Source organism: Pyxidicoccus fallax, from assembly GCF_012933655.1.
GTDB classification, from domain to species: domain Bacteria; phylum Myxococcota; class Myxococcia; order Myxococcales; family Myxococcaceae; genus Myxococcus; species Myxococcus fallax.
The window spans coordinates 1-4,185 of the sequence record NZ_JABBJJ010000581.1; the positions used below are offsets into that span (position 1 = coordinate 1).

Annotated in this window: 4 protein-coding genes; all 4 read right to left on the reverse strand. The window is 72.1% G+C overall.

Going from position 1 to position 4,185, the window contains the following annotated elements:
* Positions 1-268: 268 nt before the first annotated feature.
* Positions 269-820, reverse strand: coding sequence for a hypothetical protein (locus HG543_RS51970; protein ID WP_169352418.1), 552 nt, complete (start codon positions 818-820; stop codon positions 269-271).
* 37 nt (positions 821-857) lie between these two features.
* A complete protein-coding gene (locus HG543_RS51975; RefSeq protein ID WP_169352419.1) occupies positions 858-1,253 on the reverse strand; it encodes a hypothetical protein in 396 nt (131 codons plus the stop codon).
* Between the two features lie 345 nt (positions 1,254-1,598).
* A complete protein-coding gene (locus HG543_RS51980; protein ID WP_169352420.1) occupies positions 1,599-2,951 on the reverse strand; it encodes a sigma-54-dependent transcriptional regulator in 1,353 nt (450 codons plus the stop codon).
* Positions 2,948-4,111, reverse strand: a complete 1,164-nt coding sequence (locus HG543_RS51985) for a sensor histidine kinase (RefSeq protein ID WP_169352421.1) — start codon at positions 4,109-4,111, stop codon at positions 2,948-2,950. The genes HG543_RS51980 and HG543_RS51985 overlap by 4 nt, the downstream gene beginning before the upstream one ends.
* Positions 4,112-4,185: the final 74 nt, after the last annotated feature.

Below are 4,185 nucleotides of genomic sequence, written 5' to 3' on the forward strand. Positions count from 1 at the left end.
GCGGGGGTGAGGGGGGGACGGCCAATGCGGTTCGACATGGAGACAGCTCTCCCGGTGGGGGCATCCGGCGTACAGGGCGGATTATCGCGCGAGCCCCGGCAGGGTTGCTTCCAGGGGGCCGTATCCACCGGCGGTACAACGGGAATCCCCACCCGGAGCGCGGGCAGGCGGGCACCCGGGCCGGCGACTCCCACCCGGAGCCCGCGGAGGAGGGTGGGAGTGTTCGGCACCCGTCAGCTCGCCCATTCCGACCCACCCGGGGGGCGGATCAGAAGAGGGGGCCCTGTGTCCGCCGCTTCAGCTTGCCCTCGTTGAGCAGCACGATGAGGCGGCGCATGACTTCCTGGCGCTGGTCGTCGCCCATGTCGGCGAGCTGCTCTCGCAGCGCCTGCGCGTCCTCGGTCTTCCACTCACCGGAGCGCGAGGCCGCCTCGATGACCTGGAGGCCCTGTTGCCGCGCGGCGATGGCCTGTGGGGATGGCTCGGGTGGAGGCTCGGGAGGCCGGGTCCGCGCGCCGTGGCCCAGGGCGAGCTCCTCGCGGAGCGAGGCCAGCTCCGTTCTCAACGCGGCGAGCTCCGTCGAAGCGCCGGAGGGGGTGTCCACCGCACACTGCACCTGACGCGCGCCGGCCTCGGCGGCCAGGCGCGCCGGAAGCGCTTCCAGCAGGGCCCGTTGGCCCTCGAGCAGGCGCAGCAGCTCCTCATTCCCAGAGGCGGGAGGCGGAGGCGCGGCCCGGCCCACAGCGAGTCCCGAGGCGACACCGAGCGCGAGCGTCGCGAGGGGGACCCACAAAGCCTGCTTCATGAAGGTCGATGACATGGAAGGCTCCCGGCGCATCAAGGTCCGTGTGAAGGGACTACGGCTGGCGCGGCGCGTAGCTCGACGCGTTGCTCACGTACAGGTACGTGCAGGTGCCGTTCGTGTCGTACTTGAAGAGGAGGTACGCGTCGCCCGAGATGGACGCGACCGCGTTCACCATGGCGGCCGCGCTGGACGTGCAGTACGCGTTGACGCCGTTCGCGTCCTGCGCCTCGCAGGTGACGCCGCTGCTCCCGCTGTTGAACGCGTGGACGGAGCAGGAGATGAGCTGCTGTGTGTCCGCACTGGCGCGGGCATTCGCGAGCGAGCCGAAGGCCGTGCGGGTCGTCGTATTGACGGTGACGTAGTAGGTGGCCGTGTAGCCGGCCCACGCGGCCGTGCCCGCCAGCAGCGCCCCCACGGCACCGACCTTCAACAGGTTCTTCGTCTGCATGTGTCTGTTCCTCCTGGACCGCCGGGATGGCGGTTCCTCACTCGGAGCCATCCGAGTGCGCGGAGGGAACAGGCACGCGTCGAAACCGTCAAACCGCAATGCCATACGGTTGCAATCAGGGTGCTGATGGTTGCGCCATGCACGAAGGCACACTGGCGCGCCGCCTCCGTGAAGCGCCTGGGAGTCGTGGCGGTAATCAGGAGGCTGATGATTGCTGCGTGCGAGGGAATGCCCTGGCCGAGAAGCGTGACGCGGATGTGCCGGCCGTCAGGATGCGGATGATTGCGGCGCGGGAGGAGCAGGGGTGCGCCGCGGCCGTGAAGCGTGACACGGCCGCGAAGGTCATCAGGGCACGGGTATCTGGAGCGCCTTGATGCGCCGATAGAGGTTGCCCCGGTCGACCTGGAGGAGCCTCGCGGCGCCGGCGATGCTGCCGCCCTCCTGGAGCGCCGCGCGGATGAGGTCGCGCTCGAAGTCCTCCACGTGCTCGCGGTAGCTCTTGTCGCCCAGGGTGGGGCGCGGGGGCGCGGCGGGCGCCAGCGGGCCTTGGATGGCCTCGGGGCCCAACGTGAGCGGGCCGTCACCTCGCAGCAGGTTGAGGCGCTCGATGAGGTTGCGCAGCTCGCGCACGTTGCCGGGCCAGGAATAGGCACGCAGGGCGGCCTCCGCGCCCGGGGCGAGCACCAGCGGGACGTTGGGCCCGGCCAGCTCGGCGGCGAAGGCGCGGGCCAGCGGGAGCAGGTCCTCCGGGCGCTCGCGCAGCGGCGGGAGCTGGAGGGGCATCACATTGAGGCGGAAGAAGAGGTCCTGCCGGAAGCGGCCCTCGCGCACCGCGCGGGCGAGGTCCTGGTGCGTGGCCGCGAGGATGCGCGCGTCCACCGGCACCGGCACCGAGCCGCCCAGCCGCTCCACCTCCTTCGTCTCCAGCACGCGCAGCAGCTTGGCCTGGAGCTCCAGCGGCATGTCACCCAGCTCGTCCAGGAAGAGGGTGCCGCCGTGGGCCTGCTCGATGCGGCCCGCGCGCCGGGACACCGCGCCGGAGAAGGCGCCCTTCTCGTGGCCGAACAGCTCGCTCTCCAGCAGCGTGGAGGGAATGGCCGCGCAGTTGACGGCGACGAGCCGGCCCTTGCGTCCGGAGGCCAGGTGCAGCGCGCGGGCGACGCGCTCCTTGCCCGTGCCCGTCTCGCCGGTGATGAGCACCGCCGTGTCGCTCGGGCCCACGCGGGCGATGAGCCGCCGCAGCGCCTCCATGGCGGGGCTGTCGCCCACGAGGTGGCCGGGGCGGGCCAGCGCGTCCAGGAGCCGCTCGCGTTCCTCCTGGAGCGCGCCGAGCGCCATCGCGTTGCGCAGCGCCGTGACGAGCCGCTCGGGCGAGGGGGGCTTCTCCACGAAGTCCGTGGCCCCCAGCTTCAGCGCCTGCACGGCCTCGGCCGGAGAGGCCTCGCCGGACAGCACGACGACGGGAGCGGGCAGCGGCCGGGGCAGGCGCGCGAGGAACTCCAGCCCCGTCTCTCCTGGCATGCGGATGTCCAGCAGCATCAGGGCGGGTGGGCCCTCGGGCGCGTCGAGCAGGCGCGCGGCCTCGGCGGTGGAGCGGGCCTCCACGGGGGTGAAGCCCTCGTCGGTGAGCAGCCCGCGCAGGGCCTTGAGGACGCCAGGGTCGTCATCGACGACGAGGATGCGGGGACCGGGCTTCATGCGGAGGTGACCGGCGAGGAGGCGGGAGGAACGGACGGAAGGTCCACGCGCGCCAGCGTACCGCCGCCGGGCGCCGGCTCCAGGCGCAGGGTGCCGCCGTGCTCATGGACGATCTTCTGCGAGATGGGCAGCCCCAGCCCGCTGCCCTCCGGCTTGGTGCTGAAGAGGCCGCGTGTGAGGGCGGGGCCCTCCAGCACGGCGGGGATGCCACTGCCTCCATCCGTCACGGTGACGCGCACGGCGCCCGAGGGCAGGGGCTCCAGCGCGACGCGCACGGGCGGAGCGCCGGTGGAGGACGCCTCGGTGGCATTCTTCACCAGGTTGCCGAAGAGGCGGCGCAGGCCGTCCGGATCCGCGCGCAGTTCGGCGTCGGGCCCGGGGAGCAGCTCCACGGGAACGGACGAGGTGCCCGCATAGAGCGAGCACACCTCGGCCAGCAGGGGGCGCAGGGCCACGTCCTGGAAGCGCGGAGCGGGCAGCCTCGCGAAGGTGGAGAAGCTCTGGGTCATCCGCATCAGGAGGTCCACCTCCTCCTGGAGGAGGGCGACGGCCTCGGTAATGCGTGTCGAATCCATGGGAGTGCTCGCATCCGTGCGGGACAGACGCGCGAGCGAGAGCTTCATTGCGGTCAGCGGGTTCTTCAGTTCGTGCGCGAGCGCCCGGGCCACGTCCTGCCACGCGGCAATCTGCTCCGCGGCCTTGAGCCGCTCGCGCTGGGCGAGCAGGTCCTGGCCCATGCGGTTGAACTGCCCCAGGAGGAACTGGAGCTCGTCGCGCGGAGGCTCCGGGGCCGCGAGTCGCACGGTGAGGTCTCCGCGCGCATAGGCCCACATACCCTCGGTGAGGGTGACCACGGGGCGTGTCAGGGCGCGGCCGAGCAGCACCGCCGACACGGCCAGCACCACGCCCGAGACGAGAACCAGCGCGGTGATGAACGCGGGCACCCGGCGCACCAGGGCCCTCCGTGCCAGCTCCGCCTGGGCGAGATTGAGCCGTGCTTCGTTCAGCGCATCCTGAGGAACGCCCCGGCGCTCCAGGTCCGCGGAGACGCCGTCCAGCACGCCCTCCACGGGGGCGATGGACACGGACAGCACCCGCTCCAGCGCCCCCTGGGCCAGCAGGCCCAGCAGCACCAGCGGAACGAGGCCCGCCAGCAACATCACCGCGAGCAGCCGGCGGCGGAAGCGGGGTGGGGGCTGTCGGGTACACTTACCTCACTTCGTTCTCCTAGCTC